This is a genomic window from Streptomyces litchfieldiae, assembly GCF_031845365.1.
Taxonomy (GTDB): Bacteria; Actinomycetota; Actinomycetes; order Streptomycetales; family Streptomycetaceae; genus Streptomyces; species Streptomyces litchfieldiae.
Window position 1 is genome coordinate 116,284 of the sequence record NZ_JAVREL010000007.1, and the last position, 15,681, is coordinate 131,964.

General features: G+C 76.5%; 11 protein-coding genes. 9 read left to right on the forward strand and 2 right to left on the reverse strand.

Annotation, left to right across the window (positions count from 1 at the left end):
• Window positions 1-20 precede the first annotated feature (20 nt).
• A complete protein-coding gene (locus RM590_RS14455; protein WP_311704937.1) occupies window positions 21-1,499 on the forward strand; it encodes a DNA-binding protein NsdB in 1,479 nt (492 codons plus the stop codon).
• 78 nt (window positions 1,500-1,577) lie between these two features.
• On the opposite strand, the gene RM590_RS14460 is transcribed toward RM590_RS14455, so the two are convergent.
• Window positions 1,578-2,978, reverse strand: coding sequence for a PP2C family protein-serine/threonine phosphatase (locus RM590_RS14460; RefSeq protein ID WP_311704938.1), 1,401 nt, complete (start codon window positions 2,976-2,978; stop codon window positions 1,578-1,580).
• A 217-nt stretch (window positions 2,979-3,195) separates the two neighbouring features.
• Here RM590_RS14460 and RM590_RS14465 point away from each other — a divergent pair, with 217 nt between their 5' ends.
• The 4 genes from RM590_RS14465 (at window position 3,196) to RM590_RS14480 (ending at window position 8,021) form a co-directional block, all read left to right on the forward strand.
• Window positions 3,196-4,632 (forward strand): HEAT repeat domain-containing protein, encoded by a 1,437-nt coding sequence (locus tag RM590_RS14465; RefSeq protein WP_311704939.1) that lies wholly within the window; start codon window positions 3,196-3,198, stop codon window positions 4,630-4,632.
• Window positions 4,633-4,759: 127 nt separating this feature from the next.
• Window positions 4,760-5,884, forward strand: a complete 1,125-nt coding sequence (locus RM590_RS14470; RefSeq protein WP_311705086.1) for a glycosyltransferase family 4 protein — start codon at window positions 4,760-4,762, stop codon at window positions 5,882-5,884.
• Window positions 5,881-7,074 (forward strand): glycosyltransferase, encoded by a 1,194-nt coding sequence (locus tag RM590_RS14475; RefSeq protein WP_311704940.1) that lies wholly within the window; start codon window positions 5,881-5,883, stop codon window positions 7,072-7,074. Before RM590_RS14470 ends, RM590_RS14475 begins: the two co-directional genes overlap by 4 nt.
• Window positions 7,068-8,021: an SGNH/GDSL hydrolase family protein gene (locus RM590_RS14480; protein ID WP_311704941.1), complete on the forward strand. Its 954-nt coding sequence runs from the start codon at window positions 7,068-7,070 to the stop codon at window positions 8,019-8,021. Before RM590_RS14475 ends, RM590_RS14480 begins: the two co-directional genes overlap by 7 nt.
• Before the next feature lie 19 nt (window positions 8,022-8,040).
• Here RM590_RS14480 and RM590_RS14485 read toward each other — a convergent pair whose 3' ends face one another.
• On the reverse strand, window positions 8,041-8,493 hold the full coding sequence (locus RM590_RS14485) for a Crp/Fnr family transcriptional regulator (protein ID WP_311704942.1): 453 nt from the start codon (window positions 8,491-8,493) through the stop codon (window positions 8,041-8,043).
• 172 nt (window positions 8,494-8,665) lie between these two features.
• On the opposite strand from RM590_RS14485, the gene RM590_RS14490 reads away from it, so the two are divergent.
• The 4 genes from RM590_RS14490 (at window position 8,666) to RM590_RS14505 (ending at window position 15,661) form a co-directional block, all read left to right on the forward strand.
• Window positions 8,666-11,101 carry a SpoIIE family protein phosphatase gene (locus RM590_RS14490; protein ID WP_311705087.1) on the forward strand — a complete coding sequence of 812 codons (2,436 nt, stop codon included), beginning with the start codon at window positions 8,666-8,668 and terminating at the stop codon, window positions 11,099-11,101.
• A 9-nt stretch (window positions 11,102-11,110) separates the two neighbouring features.
• Window positions 11,111-13,180, forward strand: coding sequence for a SpoIIE family protein phosphatase (locus RM590_RS14495; RefSeq protein WP_311704943.1), 2,070 nt, complete (start codon window positions 11,111-11,113; stop codon window positions 13,178-13,180).
• A 94-nt stretch (window positions 13,181-13,274) separates the two neighbouring features.
• A complete protein-coding gene (locus tag RM590_RS14500) occupies window positions 13,275-14,792 on the forward strand; it encodes a hypothetical protein (protein ID WP_394813863.1) in 1,518 nt (505 codons plus the stop codon).
• On the forward strand, window positions 14,789-15,661 hold the full coding sequence (locus tag RM590_RS14505) for a hypothetical protein (protein WP_311704945.1): 873 nt from the start codon (window positions 14,789-14,791) through the stop codon (window positions 15,659-15,661). Before RM590_RS14500 ends, RM590_RS14505 begins: the two co-directional genes overlap by 4 nt.
• Window positions 15,662-15,681: the final 20 nt, after the last annotated feature.

Consider the following 15,681-nt stretch of genomic DNA (forward strand, 5'->3'; position numbering starts at 1 on the left):
CGAGATCCTGGGGGCTTGACGTGAGCAGAAGATCCAACACCCGACTCGCCGATCTGTTCCGGCTGACGGGGTGGTCCAAGGGGGAACTCGCCCGGCTGGTGAACCGCCAGGCGGCTGCTCAGGGCCATCCTCAACTGGCCACGGACACCTCGCGGGTGCGGCGGTGGATCGACGTGGGGGAGACGCCGCGCGATCCGGTGCCCGAGGTGCTGGCGACCCTGTTCACCGAGCGACTCGGCCGTGTCGTGACCACCGAGGACCTCGGGTTGCGCCGACCCGGGCACGCGGGGAACAGGCCGTCCCTCCACGGACTGCCGTGGCCGCCCCGGCGGACTGCCGCGGTCCTCACCGAATTCACGGGAATGGACCTCATGCTCAACCGACGCGGCATGGTGGGCGCGGGCGCCGCGCTCGCCGCAGGCTCAGCACTCAGCGACGCCATGCACGACTGGCTCCGGGCCGCCCCGGCCCGGCACGCCGCCCCCGACGACTCAACATCCTCAGACGACCCGGCCGGTCTGGACCGGTACGAGGCGGCCCCCATCGGTTCCGAGGAGATCGAGGCCCTGGAGCACTCGGTCGAGATCTTCCGGGCCTGGGACGCCTCCCGGGGCGGCGGGCTGCAACGCAAGGCCGTGGTCGGCCAGCTCAACGAGGTCGGCGGCATGCTGGCCTACCGGCATCCGCCGCACCTCCAGCGGCGGTTGTGGGGCGTCGCGGCCAACCTCGCGGTGCTGGCCGGGTGGATGTCCCACGACGTGGGCATGGAGCCCACGGCCCAGAAGTACTTCGTCATCGCCGCGCACGCCGCCCGGGAGGGCGGCGACCGGCCGCGTGCCGGGGAGGCGCTGTCGCGCGCCGCCCGCCAGATGGTGCATCTGGGGCGCCCCGACGACGCGCTGGACCTGATGCAGTTGGCCCGGTCCGGCATGGGCGAGGAGGCGCTGCCGCGCACCCGGGCCATGCTGTGCACGATCGAGGCCTGGGCCCAGGCGTCCATGGGCCACGGCCAGGCGATGCGGCGGCTGCTGGGCGAGGCCGAGGAGCTGTTCGTCTCCGACCGGGCGGAGGTTCCGCCGCCGAGCTGGATGCAGATGTTCGACGAGGCCGACCTGCACGGCATGCAGGCCCTGGCCTACCGCACGCTCGCCGAGCACGACCCGTCGGCGGCCCGTTCGGCCGGCCGGCACGCCCGCCGGGCGCTGGCCCTGCGGGTGGACGAACGCCAGCGGTCCCGGATCTTCGACCAGATCACCCTGGCCTCGGCCTGCTTCATCGCCGACGACCCGGACCAGGCCGACCGTTACGCCCGGCTGGCGCTGGCCGCCATAGGGGAGAACTCCTCGCACCGGACCTGGGACCGGCTGCGCGAGATGTACCGGCTCACCGGCATTTACGCGGAGTACCCGGGCATCGCCGACCTGCGGGAGCAGATCGAACAGGCCATGCCCGCCCGGGCGTCGGCCGCCGCGCCGCCCGGCGCCGCCCGCCTCGTGTGAGGGGCACGGGGCCCGCCGTCCGTCCGTGCCGGACGAGGGAGCGGCACGGACGGACGGCACCGCCCCGGCCGGCGCGCGTCAGCGCCTGACGCGCGCCACCAGCACGCAGGCGTCGTCCTCGCGCCCCGCTTCGCCGCACTCGTCCAGCACCACGCGCAGGCATTCCAGCGCGCTGTCGGCGGACGTCAGCCGGGGCGCCAGCCCGATCAGCCGCAGATCGCCGCCGTGGCCGGACCGGCCGTCCGGGGGGATGTCCGAAAACAGACCATCCGTGTGGAGCACCAGCACATCGCCGGGCTCCAGCCGGTCGGCCCGCTGGGCATAGCCGGCGTCCGTGACCGCGCCGAGGAGCGGCCCGGCAGGCCGGGGCAGCGCCCATCCGGTGCCGCCCCGGCACAGCAGTGGCGCCGGGTGCCCGGCCTGGGCCCAGGTCAGCAGCCCGCCGTCCGGTTCGTAGCGGCAGCACAGCGCGCTGGCCAGAATCGGATGCACGCCGCGGTCGAGAAGCTGGTTCAGATGGCCGAGCAGCGTGCCCGGCTCGGTGCCGGTCAGCGCGATGCCGCGGATCGCGCCCAGCGCGGTGGCCGTGCCGGCCGCGGCGGCCGGGCCCCGGCCGGAGAGGTCGCCCACGCTGAGCACGAAGCCGCCGTCCGGCAGTTCCAGCGCGTCGTACCACTTGCCGCTCATCGGCGCGCCGGGCCGGGCCGGCAGATACCGGGCGGCCAGCTCCAGCGAGCCGGGCAGGCCCTTCGCGCGCCCGGGCTCGGGCGAGCCCAGCCAGGGCGCCAGCGCAGAGTCCTCCAGTTCGATCGCCAGCCCCGCCCGGGCGAGGCCGCGGTGGCGCCGCAGCTCGTCCTCCGCGCGGGCCTCCTCGCGGCCGGCCGCCGTCGCGCTGCGGCGCAGCTCGCTCACGTCGCGGATCATGGCCCACATCGCCACCGTGCCGCCGGCCTCGTCGACGATGGGCTCGCCCGCCATCTGCACGGTGCGCCGCGAGCCGTCCGGCCGGATCACCCGGAACTCGCAGTCCATCGGCTGCCCGTCGACCAGGCAGCCGGTGACGGCCGCGGTCAGCGTCGGCTGGTCCTCGGCGGGCAGGCAGGACGGCAGTTGGTCCAGGGTGAGCGGCCCGTCCTGGACCGGCCTGCCGAAGATCGAGAACATCTCCTCGGACCACTCGACCCCGTCGGTCAGGAGGTTCCACTCGGCGCTGCCGATCCGCATCCCCAGCCGCGCGCGCCCCTCGGGCGCCGGGGCGTCCCGGAGCTGGTCCAGCAGCTCCCCGACGTCCCCCAGCCGGTGCGCGGCCAGGGACCACACGGCCTGCCGTATCCCGTGCCCGGCCCCGGCCGGGGACTCGCCGAGCCGCGCGGCGTTCAGCTCGTCGCGCAGCCGGCGGGCCCGCGCGATGAGGTCGTCGAGAGTCGCCCCCGCGGGAACGTCGTTCGCGGGATGTTCAGGGTTTTGGGAGGAGAGCATGGCTGGTCCCCGATACGGCGCGATGAAGCCTGACAGGCCGGAGCGGTCTGCGCGGACGACTCCAGACTGTTGCACAGCCTTCCCCGCTCCGTAAGAGATTCAGCCGCCCGGGGGCGACCGATGCGGTTCGGGAGGTGTAGAACGGCTGTCACCGGCAAGGAGCCGCCCAACGGAAATCCCGTTGCCAGGGGACCCGACGCACCGGATGCTGACTCATATGTTCGCCAGTCCCATCGAAACAGGCATAGCGCCCAGCGGGTCCCTTCTCGGGCTCCTCCAGCGAGGGCGCGGCGACGGGTGGCTGCACGCCCTCGCGGCTCCCAGGGCGCAGGCCGTCGCCGCCCTGGAGCAGTGCGTGCTGCACGACCCACGCCAGGACTGGCGGCTGGAGCACCGCTCGCTGTACTACGCCCGGCTCTACGTCGAGCTCGACGCCGGCCTCGACGGCATCGCCGCCCACCTCGCCGACCCGGAGGACGCGCTGCGCGACGAGGAGGAGCGCACCGGCCTCGCCCTGTCGGTGCTGGGCCACCTCGCCTCCTACGGCAACGCCGAGGCGCTGCGCCTGCTGCGGCGCTACGCCATCGAGGGCGCCAACTGGCGGTGGGCCCTGGACGAGCTCGCGGTCCGCGACGACGACGCGGGGCTCCGCGCCCTGGGCCCCGAGATCCTGGCCCGCTTCCCGGCCACCGAGGAGGGCGAGGCGGCCCTCACCGCCGCCGTCCGCGACTCCTTCGAACCGCGCCCCTGGCACATCTGGGCCGCGGATCCGGCCCGCCCCGGGCAGCGCGCCCGGCTGGAACGCGCCCTGGAGGACGGCGACTTCGACCGCTGGCAGCGCCAGCTCCGGCCGCCGGGGCCGCAGCCGGGCTGGAGCGTCCGGGCCGTGCTGGACTGGGCGCGGGAGGGCTACGAACAGACCCCCCGGCAGTGGCGCGAGGCGCCCGCGGCGCGCTGCCTGGCCGCCGTCGCCGGGCCCGAGGACCGCCCGGAGCTGCTGGCCGCCGCCGCCGGCGACCAGCCCGCGGCGCGGGCGGCGGCCCTGCGGCACCTGGCCGAGCGCGGCGACCCCGAGGTGTTCCCGCTCATCCGGGCCGGCGCCGCCGCGGCGGACCCGGACATCGCGCGCTCCGCCGTCACCGCGTTCTCCCGCATGCGCGGGCCCGCCGCGCTCGCGCACGCCAGGCGCTGGGCCCCCCGCCAGGACGAACTCGGCGCGTGCGCCGCGGCCATGCTGGCCGAGCGCGGCGAGGTCTCCGACGCGCCGCTGGTGCTGACCGCCCTGCTGCGCGCCGTGCGCACCCACGGCAGCGACGCCCGGGAGCTGCGGCCCCTGGTGGAGGGCGCGGGCCGGCTGGCCGTGACCAGCGCGGCGCCCGTGCTGCGCCACATCTACCGCGAGACGTCGTCCTCCCATCTGCGCGGCCACGCCGCCCGCGCGCTGGCCGCCACCGACCCCTCGTTCGCCGCCGGGTTCGCCATCGAATGCCTGTGGGACTGCGAGGAGGACACTCGCGAGGTCGCCGCCCGCTTCGCCACCACCGTCGACAGCCGCGTCGTCGAACGATTGCGGCGCCTCGCCACCGATCCGGCCGAGCGCGCCGGGGTCCAGACTGCCGTCCGCGGCCGGCTGGCGGACCGCGCCGTGGGCTGAGCCGACGGCCACCCGCCGCCGCCCGGGGCCGGGTGGTGATGCTCATGGGACGTTTCCCGAACGGACATACGGATGTGGGCAGGGGAACAGCGGCGGCGGTGACAACTGCCGTATGCGCACCTCCCCGATGCGAGTCGCCATCATCACCGAGTCCTACCCCCCCGATATCAACGGTGTGGCGCACTGCGCGCTCCAGACCGCTCGCCACCTGGCGCGGCGCGGACACCACCCGCTGGTCATCGCCCCCGCCCCGGCGCCCGGCGTCCGGGTCCCGCACGACGGCCCCGCTCCCGTCGTGCACATCCCCTCCCTGCCGCTGCCGGGCTATCCCCAGGTCCGCGTCGCGCTGCCCAGCCGCAAGCTCGCCGCCGCGGTGGCCGCCCACCACGCGGACGTCGTCCACCTCGCCAGCCCGTTCATCCTCGGCGTGCGCGGTGTCGCGGTGGCCGCCCGTTTCGGCATCCCCGCCGTCGCCGTCTACCAGACCGACCTCGCCGGTTACGCCCGCACCTACCTCGGCGCCGGCGAACTGGCCGCCTGGCGCCGGATCCGCGCCGTGCACTCCGCGGCCGACCTGACGCTGGCGCCCTCCACCGCCTCGCTGCGGGCGCTCGTGGAGCGCGGCATACCGCGGGTCCATCTGTGGCCGCGCGGCGTGGACACCGAACGCTTCCGGCCGGACCGGCGCGATCCCGGGCTGCACCGCGAACTCGCCCCGAACGGCGAGCTGCTCGTCGGCTACATCGGCCGGCTCGCCCCGGAGAAGCACGTGGAACTGCTCGCCGAGGCCGCCCAGTTGCCCGGCGTGCGGATCGTCGTGGTCGGCGACGGGCCCAGCGAGACGATGCTGCGCTCGGCCCTGCCCGGCGCCCACTTCCTCGGCCGGCGCACCGGCGACGACCTCGCCCGCGTCTACGCGACGCTGGACGCGTTCGTGCACACCGGCCCGTTCGAGACGTTCTGCCAGACCGTGCAGGAGGCGCAGGCCAGCGGCGTGGCGGTGGCCGCCCCGGCCGTCGGCGGTCCGCTGGACCTGGTCGACCACGGCCGCACCGGGCTGCTCGTCGAGCCGCGCGACGCCGCCGCCGTGCGTGAGGCCGTCCGCACCCTGCGCGACGACCCGACGCTGCGCGGCGCCCTGGCCCGCGCCGGCCGGGCCGCCGTCGAGGGCCGCACCTGGGAGGCCGTCGGCGACCGCCTGCTGGACCACTACGCCCGGCTGCTGGACGCGCGGGCGGTGGCCGTCAAGTGAGCACCCGCACCGACCACGGCCTGCGCATCGTCCGCCTCGCCAACTTCGTCGCCCCCGCCTCCGGGGGGCTGCGCACCGCCCTGCGTGAGCTGGGCGTCGGCTACCGGGCGGCCGGGCACGAGCCCGTGCTGATCATCCCCGGCGAGAGCGCCGGCGACGCGATGACGGGCCAGGGGCGGGTGATCACCCTGCCCGGTCGCGTGCTCCCCGGCACCGGCGGCTACCGCGTCCTGACCGACCGGCGGCGGCTGGCCCGGCTGCTGGCCCGGCTGGCGCCCGACCGGCTGGAGGTCTCTGACCGCACCACCCTGCGCTGGACGGGGGAGTGGGCCCGGCAGCACCGGGTGCCCGCGGTGATGGTCTCCCACGAGAGCGTCGACGGCGTGCTGGCCACCTGGGGCCTGCCGGGCGGGCTGTGCCGCCTGGCCGCCGACCGGTTCAACGTCCGCACCGCGCACGCCTACACGCGCGTGGTGTGCACCACCGAGTGGGCGGCCCGCGAGTTCCGCCGGGTCGGCGCGCGCAATGTAGTGCGCGCCCCCCTCGGCGTGGACCTGCGCCGCTGCCGCCCGGAGCTGCGCGACACGGAGCTGCGCGACGAACTGGCCGGCGGCGCCCGGCTGCTCCTGGTCATGTGCTCCCGGCTCTCGCCCGAGAAGCGGCCCGGGATCGCCCTGGACACGCTCGCCGAGCTGCGGCGCGGTGGCATGGACGCGGCGCTGGTCATCGCCGGTGAGGGCCCGCTGGGCGCCCGGCTGCGCGAACGCGCCCGCGCCGAGCGGCTGCCCGTCGTGTTCGCCGGCCACATCGGCGACCCGGCCGACCTCGCCGTGCTCCAGGCCACCGCCGACATCGTGCTGGCCCCCGGCCCGGCCGAGACGTTCGGGCTGGCCGCGATGGAGGCGCTGGCCTGCGGCACCCCGGTGGTGGCCAGCGCCCGTTCCGCGGTGCCCGCGCTGCTGGGCACGGCCGGCACCAGCGCCGACGGCGACGGCCGGTCCTTCGCGGAGGGCGTGCGGCGCCTGCTGGCCCGCCCGGAGGCCGCCCGCCGCGCGGCGGCCCGGGAGCGGGCCGAGCTCTTCCCGTGGAGCCGGGCGGTCGACGCGTTCCTCACCGCGCTCGACGCGGCCCCCACCAGCCCGTCCCGCACCCCGTTCCCCGCCGCGACGGACGGCGGCGAGCCGTGCTGAGCGGCGTTCCGGCGCCGCCCGAGGCGGGCGGCGCCGGGCCCGGGCGGCAGGCGCTGCGGTTCGCCGCCCTCGGCGACTCCCTCACCGAGGGCCTGGGCGACCCGCTGCCCGGCGAGCGCTGGCGCGGCTTCGTCCCGCTGCTCGCCGCCGGGCTGCCGCCGCCCGGCCGGCCCGTGCTGGTGGCCAACCTGGCGCGCAGCGGCGCCCGCACCGCCGACGCGGCCGGCGAGCAGCTCGCCACCGCGCGGCGGCACCGCCCGCACCTCGCCTCGGTCATCGTCGGCGGGAACGACACGCTGCGCTCCCCGTTCGACCTCACCCGCGCCGCCCGGGATTTGGAGGTCATCCTGGCCACCCTGACCGGCGACGGCGCGGTCGTCCTCACCGCCTGCCTGCCCGACCCGGGGCGCATGCTGCGGCTGCCGCACGCGCTCACCCGCCCCCTCGCACGGCGCATGCAGGCGCTCAACGAGGTGGTGCACCACCTGTCCCTGCGCCATGGCGCGGTGCACGTCCACCTGGCCGACCACCCCCTCACGGCCGACCGCGCGGCCTGGAGCGTGGACCGGCTGCACCCCAGCGAGCTCGGCCACCGGCTGCTGGCCCGGGAGTTCCACGCCCGGCTGGCCGCCCGCGGGCTGGCCGCCGGCCCCCCGCCGCCGGCCGCCTGTGACCAGCCGCCGCCCAGCCGTTCGGCCGGCGCCCGATGGCTGGCCACCCGCGGCACCCGCTGGGTGCTGGCCCGCTCCACCGACCTGCTGCCGGGCCTGCTGCGGCTGGCCACCGCCGAGACCCGCCACCGGCTGGCGGGCACGGAGGACCGGCTCGAACGCGCCGCCCGCGAGGCCACCCGCGCCGCGCTGCTGGCCACGGCCGGCCCGCCGCTCCCCGGCGTGCCGGACCCACCCCGGCGGGCGGCGGAGCGCGCCCTGGAATCCCTCGACTGACCCGGCCCGGCGCCGCGACCTACAGCCGGCCGGCGTGCGGCGCCACCAGGTCCAGCAACTGCGTCCGCGCCGCCCGCACCCGGTGCGCCAAGACCTCGACGATGACCCGCAGCAACGCGTACCCGAACGCCGGATCTGCGTCGCACAGCGCCTGCACCTCCGCGCCGTCGAACTCGTACGCCCGCACCGGGCTCAGCGCCTCCGCCCCGAAGTCCCACTCGTACGGCGGGAAGAGCCACGACCAGCCCAGCAGATCCCCGCTCTCCAAGGAGGACACCTCCGTCGGCCGCGGCCCGCCCAGCCGAAGATCGAGCGTCACCGTGCCCGAGCGGATGATCCAGAACCGGTCGGCCCGGCCCTTCTCCTCGAAGATTCGCCGGCCTGCCTCGAACGACACCTCCCGGGCCGTTCCCATCAGCCGTTCGCGGTACTCGGCCGGCAGAACCCGCGGCAGTCGCCGTGGAGCCGTCATCGCCGCGCCTCCTCCCGACCCGGGGCGTCACTCCCCGCCCATTGGACCCCGAACGGCCCAGCCCCGCATCCCGGCCGCCCCCTCCCTGAGTCGCCGGGCGGCGCGAGGTCCGCGACAGTGGGAAGGAAGCAGGGCCGTGTCGGACTGGCCCGAGGGAGGAACGTTGAGCGCGATGCCGTACCCCGGTGACCTCGACGGCCCGCCCGGCGGAGCCGCCGTCGTCCTGCTGCTCGGCGAACGCGGCGAGGTCGTGGCGGGCACCCCCGGCAGCGAGCGGCTGACCGGCCGCCCGGTCGCCGATCTGTACGGCCGCCGGCTGGCCGACCTGCTCGCCGGGCCCGCGCCCTGGCCCGACCTCGACGAGCTCGCCGACCTCGGCGAACCCGGCCATGGCACCGTCAGCCTCCGCCTCGCCGACGGCGGAACGGCGGAGGTGCGGCTGGACGTCCTGCCCATCGCGGCCGACCACGGCCCCCGGCAGTTGGTGACCCTCACCCCCCGGGCGACCGCCCGCCACCAGGAGGAGGATCGCGGCATGCTGCGCGCGCTGTTTTCCCAGACCCGGGTCGGACTGGCCATCCACGACGCCGAACTGCGCGTCACCCGCATGAACTCCGACCCGTCCGCCATCATCCGGGACCAGCCGTTCCCCGCGCCGCTGGCCGAGCCGACCACCCTGCACGAGCTGATGATCAGGGAGGACGCCGACGCCATCCTGGAACAGCTCGGCCGCGTCGCCGCCACCGGCGAACCCCTCGCCTACTGGGAGCACTCCGCCCGGCTGCTGGCGGCCCCCGACCAGGACCGCGTGCTGGCCGTCTCCGCGCTCCAGCTCCAGGACGAGAGCGAACGCCTGCTCGGCGTCGTCAGCGTCTTCACCGACATCACCGAACAGCACCTGGCCCGCCGCCGGATGGCCCTCCTGCACACCGCCGCCCAGCGCATCGGCCCCACGCTCGACGTCACCCGCAACGCCGAGGAGCTGACCGGCGTCCTCGTCCCCGACTTCGCCGACCTGGCCGCCGTGGACCTCTCCGCCGCCGTCCTCACCGGCGACGAGCCCGGCCCCGTGCTCCAGGGCGCCCCGCTGCGCCGCGTCGCCGCCTCCGCCGCCTCCGCCGCCGACAGCCACTGGCCCATCGACGTCGCCCGGCACGGCGCCACGTTCCGCATCGACAACGTGGCCGAGGACCTGCGGCACGAGGGTGGCGTGCTCCGCGAGGCCGAGGTCTCCGCCCTGCGCCCCCGGCCGCTCGACAACGCCTCCGGCGAGTCCGCGCGCCCCGGGGAACTGCTGCCCACCACGCCCGGCTCCCGGATGGTCCTGCCGCTCCGCGCCCGCGGCCAGATCCTCGGCTCCCTCGCCCTGTGGCGCGCGGCCACCCGGCCCCCGTTCACCCGCTCCGACGCCGACCTGGCCGAGGAGATCGGCTCCCGGGCCGCCCTCAGCGTGGACAACGCCCGGCGCTACACCCGCGAGCACCGCACCCTGGAGACCCTCCAGCGCAGCCTGCTGCCCCGGCCCGTCTTCGAGGTCAGCGCCGCCCACACCGCGGGCAGTTACGTGCCGGCCGGCACCGCGGCCGGCATCGGCGGCGGCTGGTACGACGTCATCCCGCTGTCCTCCACCCGGGTCGCGTTCGTCATCGGCGACGTGGCCGGCCACGGCCTGGGCGCCACGGCCACCATGGGCCGGCTCCGCACGGCGGTGCAGACCCTCGCCGACCTCGACCTCGCCCCCGACGAACTGCTCACCCGGCTCGACGACCTCGCCATCCGGCTGGCCGACGTCGACGGCAGCCGCGGCGGGGCCGTCGGCGCCACCTGCCTGTACTGCGTCTACGACCCCGTCACCGGCCAGTGCGCCATGGCCGCCGCCAGCCGCGTGCCGCCCGTCGTCGCCCGCCCCGGCGAGCCCCCGGCGCAGGTCCCGCTGAAGGCCGGCCCGCCGCTGGGCACCGGCGGGCACCCGTTCGAAACCGTCCGCCTGCCGCTGCCCCCGGACAGCCTCCTGCTGTTCTTCAGCGAGGAACTCGTCGCGCACGCCGGCGAGAACGACGACGGTGCCCGCGAACGGCGCCTCGGCGAGCTGCGCGACCGGGTGGCCGAGGGCCTGGCGGCCGGCAGCCCCCCGGCCGCCGTCGGCCAGTCGGTGCTGGACACCCTGCTGCCCGGCCGGGCGCCGGCCAACGACGTGGCGCTGCTGGTGGCCCGCGTCCAGGCCCTCCCCGACGGATCCACCGCCGACTGGGAGTTCCCCGCCGAACCGGCCATCGTCGGCGAGGCCCGCGACGCCGTCCTCACCCAGCTCAAGGACTGGGATCTGACCGGCAACGCCTTCCCCACCGAACTCATCGTCAGCGAACTCCTCACCAATGCCATCCGCTACGCCGGCGGCCCCGTCGGGCTGCGGCTCATCCGCAACGAGACGCTGATCTGCGAGGTGTCCGACCCCAGCGAGACCCAGCCGCACCTGCGCCGCGCCCGCCCGACCGACGAGGGCGGCCGGGGCCTGTTCCTCATCGCCCAGCTCGCCCACCGCTGGGGCAGCCGCTACACCACCACCGGAAAGACCATCTGGACCGAGCAACTGCTCGACCGGGGCTGAGGAACGCCCGTGCCGCCCGAATCCGCCACCGCCGCGACGGTGGCCGTACCTGCACCCGGCAGCCTGCTCGACGAGGTCCGGCTCGCGGTCTTCGTCCTCGACGGCGCCGGGCACGTCGTCCTGTGGAGCCCGGAGGCCGAGCGGCTGTTCGGCCACCCCGCCGACCGCGTGCTGGGCGAGCCCGCGGAGTCGCTGCTCGTCCCCGCACGGCTGCGCCGGGCCGTGCGCGGCTGGTTCGAGCGGACCTGGGCCGGCCCCTCCTGGGCCGGCGTGCTTCCCGCCCTGCGCGCGGACGGCACCACGCTCCAGGTGGAGATCCGCAGCCGACGGCTGACCGACCCGGACGGCGCCGCCCGCATCCTCGCGCACGCCGCCGACACGACCACCGTGCGCCGGCTGGAGACCGACCTCGCCATGTCCGCCAGCCTCATCAACCAATCGCCCATCGGCCTCGCCCTGTTCGACACCGAGCTTCGCTGGCTGCGCGTCAACCCGGCTCTGGAACGGCTCAACGGGATCCCGGCCGACGCGCTGCTCGGCCGCCGCTTCGGCGAAGTCCTCGGCGACACCGACGTGCGCGACGTGGAGTCCGCCATCCGGCACGTCATGGCCACCGGCGAACCGCTGCTCGACCACCGCACCACCGGCCGCACCCCCGCCGACCCCGGACACGACCACGTCTGGTCCGTCTCCTACTACCGCGTGGACGACCCCGCCGGCCGCACCATCGGCGTCGCCGCCTCGGCCATCGACGTCACCGAACGGCAGCGCGCGAACGCCGAGGTGGCCGCCGCCCGCGAACGGCTCGCCGTCATCGCCGACTCCGGCACCCGCGTCGGCACCACCCTGGACCTCCCGCGCACCGCCCGCGAACTGGCCGAGGTCGTCGTCCCCCGCCTGGCCGACCTCGCCGCCGTCGACATCCTCGACCCGGTGCTCGGCGGCGAGAGCGCGCCCGCCGCACCCCCGGCCGGGGCCGCCCGCTTCCGCACCCTCGCCGTGATCGCCGGCGGCGGCTTCGACGCCGGGCGCGCCGCCTACCGCATCGGCGAGCCCACCTCCCACGGGCCCGACCACGTCCTCACCCGCTGCGTCCGGCAGGCCCGCCCCGTCCTGCTGCCCCGGGCCGACGCCGCCGCGCTGTGCGACCTCGCCCGCGACGACGAGGCGGCCGCGGTGTTCCGGGACATCGGAGTCCACTCCGCTCTCACAGTCCCGCTCGTCGCCCGCGGCGAGGTGCTGGGCACCCTCGGCCTCCTGCGCGCCGGCAACCCCCGCCCGTTCGACCAACAGGACCTCTCCCTCGCCACCGAACTGGCGGCGCGAGCCGCCGTCAGCGTGGACAACGCCCGCCTCTACGGCCGCGAACGCGCCATCGCCCTCACCCTCCAGCACAGCCTGCTGCCCCGGCTGACCGGCGGCCACGGCGGCCTGGACATCGCCTGCCGCTACCGGCCGGCCGTGCACGAGGTCGGCGGCGACTGGTTTGACGTGCTGCGGCTCGCCGACGGCCGGATCGGGCTGGTCGTCGGCGATGTGATGGGCAAGGGCGTCCGGGCCGCCGCCATCATGGGCCAGTTGCGCTCCACCATCCGCGCGCTGGCCCGGCTCGACCTGCCGCCCGGCGAACTCCTCGGCCACCTCGACGACATCGCCACCTTCCTCGGCGACGCGATCGCCACCTGCGTCTACGCCGTGTGCGATCCCCGCGACGGCTGGTGCGAACTGTCCAGCGCCGGCCACCTGCCCCCGGCGCTCGTCGGCCCCGACGGCACCGCCCACCTCCTCGAACTGGACAGCGCCGTGCCGCTGGGCGTCGGCGGCCAGCCGTTCACCACCGAACGCCGCAGGCTGGCCGCGGGCTCCACCCTCGCGCTGTTCACCGACGGCCTGGTGGAGGAACGCGGGGCGCCGATCGACGCCGGGCTCGACGCCGTGCTCCGCGTCCTGGCGGGCCCGCCACGGCCGTTGGAGGAGACCTGCGACGCCCTGCTGCACGGGCTGGGCAGGACCACGCCCGAGGACGACGTCGCCCTCCTCCTGGCCCGCATGCCGCCCCGCGCCCGGGCACCGCGCTGACCCCGCTCCGAACGCCCGCCGCGTGGCCGGATCCGGCCGTGGCACAACAGCCGCATCCGTGCCGAATCGAGCGCTGTCGGTGCCAGGTCCTAAGGTGTGCCCCGTGACCGCACCACCCCAGGCGACCAGCTCTCCGGCCGCCGCCCGGCCCGCCCCCGGCCCCGCCGCCGACGAGGGGCTCGCCCGGCGGCTGCGCGCGCTGGCCTGCACCGCGCCGCTGCACGACCTCGACTCCCGCAAGGCCAACCTGGCGGGGGAGTACGGCACTTACGCCATGGCCGAGGTCGCGCTGGCCGCCATCGACCTGGTCACCCTCAGCATGGACTTCGACACCGGCGCCGACCACGAGCAGGTCGTCGCCCGGCTGCTGCCCCGCGTCGCCGCCCAGGCCCCGCGCCGCCCCGCCGCCGAGCACGAGCGCGTCGCCCGCTGGGTGCTGGACAGCCTGATCAACGTCGGCAGCGTCGACCGCGGCTTCCGCGCCGTCTACGGCACGTTCGGGCCCGACGGCTCCTACGTCCGCCGGGACTACGACTTCAAGCTCATCGAGGAGGTCCCCGGCCCCGGCGGCGGGGTGTACCTGCGCACCACCGACGAGGCGGTCAACGTCCTGGTCGGCGCCCTCGACACCGACGTCACCAGCGCCCAGATCGCCGCCGAGGTCAAGCTCGACGTGCTCATCAGCCGCGGCCGGCTGGCCGACGCCCAGCTCGCCGCCGAGCAGGCCCGCTATCGCACCGTCCAGTACGCCGAGACCCTGCGCCGCACCCTGGAGGCCACCCGGCGCAACGTCCGCGCCGTCGACTGGCTGCACGCCGTCCCGGACATGATCAGCGAGGCGCTGGACCACATCGCCGACCGCTACCGCCACGAGAACGCGATCCTCACCAACATCCGCCGCGCCCGCGACGAGGCCACCGACACCGGACACAAGCTGCGCGCCGCCGAGTTGGTCGACATCGTCAAGGACTGCATCCGCCGGCACACCCAGCTCCAGACCCGGCTGCTGGAGGCCGGCCCGCTCTTCCGCGCCGAGCAGGACCGGCAGGCGTTCCAGCCGGCCGCCGCCCGCGCCGGTACCGACCTCTACGGCCAGCTCCTGGTCCCGCTGCTGCCGCTGCCCGTCGAGCGCGCCACCCGCGTCACCGACGCGTTCTTCGCCCGCGGCACCGGCCCCCGCCCGCCGACCGCGGTGCGCCTGGCCGACCTCGCCGAGCTGCTGCTCACCCCGCCGCCGCCCCGCGAGCACCTGGGTGCCGAGCTGCCCGAGCCCGACCTCGTGGCCACCCCCGACGACAGCCGCTTCAGCGAGGAGCAGGTCGCCGCCGCCCTGGAGCTGCTCCAGCTCCCGGAGGACGCCCCGCGCCGCCTCTCCGGCCTGCTCGCCGACGCCCGCCGCGCCGACCCCGACCTGCCCCATCTCGTCGCCCTGCTCGCCGTGCACGCCGCCAGCCCCCCGGTGGGCACCGCCCACCGGCAGGGCGAGCCGCGGCTGCTGTTCGCCGTGGACGACGGCACCGAGCTGGACGACGACCAGTTCGGCGGCGCCGACCTCATCGTCGGCACCGCCCTGCTGGGCCCCGCCCGGGACGTCAACGAGGAGGCGCCGTGACCGACTTCGCCGACCCGCCGGCCCAGGAGCAACGCGCGAGCGCGGCGGTGACCCCGGCCGACGCCGCCGACGCCGCCCGGCTGGTCTCCCTCGGCCTCCAGCCCAAGCTGGCGCCCGCCCGCGACGCCGAGTACGCCGCGCTGCTGCGGCGCTACCAGGAGGAGCCCGCCTTCGGCCGGCTCGCCGACGCCGTCGCCACCGGCCTCGGCCTGGTCGTCCTGGAGGTCTCCCCCCGCGCGGGCATGGCCCTGGCCGCCGGCGAGGACTCCGTGTTCGCCGTCCGCATGGGCGAGTACGCGCGCCGCGCCACCGCCGACCCCGCCGACCGCTTCCTGCACGGGCTGGCCCATCTCGCCGTCGCCGCCCTTGCGTTCCCCCGCCCGGCCGACCTCGCCGACGACGGCTACCTGGGCCGGATCACGGTCAACGGCGTCGAGGCGTTCGTCCGCCAGGCGTGCCGCCGCCTCGCGGAGAGAGCCGCCGAGCACGGCGAGAACACCGACCCGGCCACCGAGGCCCCCGGCCTGGAGGCGGCCTGGCGCGTCTACGCCCGGCGCAGCGCCACCGGCGCCACCAAGGACGCCCGCCGGCTGGCCGGTTCGACCCTCGGCATCGTCGGCAAGGCCGTCGCCTTCCTCGCCGACTCCGGCTTCCTCCAGCGCACCGGCGACGAGGCCGGCGGCACCTACCGCACCACCGCGCGTTACCAGTTGCAGGTGCGCGACATGGCGGCCGGTGCCGCCATGTCCGAGCTGCTGGCCCTCGGCGTCGTCCCGGTCGGCGACGGCGGTGCCACTCTGCTGCCGCCCGACGAGGACGGCGCCCTCGACCTGGTGGACGGCGCCGGCCTGCCGTTCCACGACCACTGACCCACACCCGCCACCGTCCA

Bases quoted from the DNA above. Each gene is read 5' to 3' on its own strand.
- RM590_RS14460 (WP_311704938.1), bottom strand. From the start codon at position 2,978: ATGCTCTCCTCCCAAAACCCTGAACATCCCGCGAACGACGTTCCCGCG.
- RM590_RS14465 (WP_311704939.1), top strand. From the start codon at position 3,196: ATGTTCGCCAGTCCCATCGAAACAGGCATAGCGCCCAGCGGGTCCCTT.
- RM590_RS14470 (WP_311705086.1), top strand. From the start codon at position 4,760: ATGCGAGTCGCCATCATCACCGAGTCCTACCCCCCCGATATCAACGGT.
- RM590_RS14485 (WP_311704942.1), bottom strand. From the start codon at position 8,493: ATGACGGCTCCACGGCGACTGCCGCGGGTTCTGCCGGCCGAGTACCGC.
- RM590_RS14490 (WP_311705087.1), top strand. From the start codon at position 8,666: ATGCCGTACCCCGGTGACCTCGACGGCCCGCCCGGCGGAGCCGCCGTC.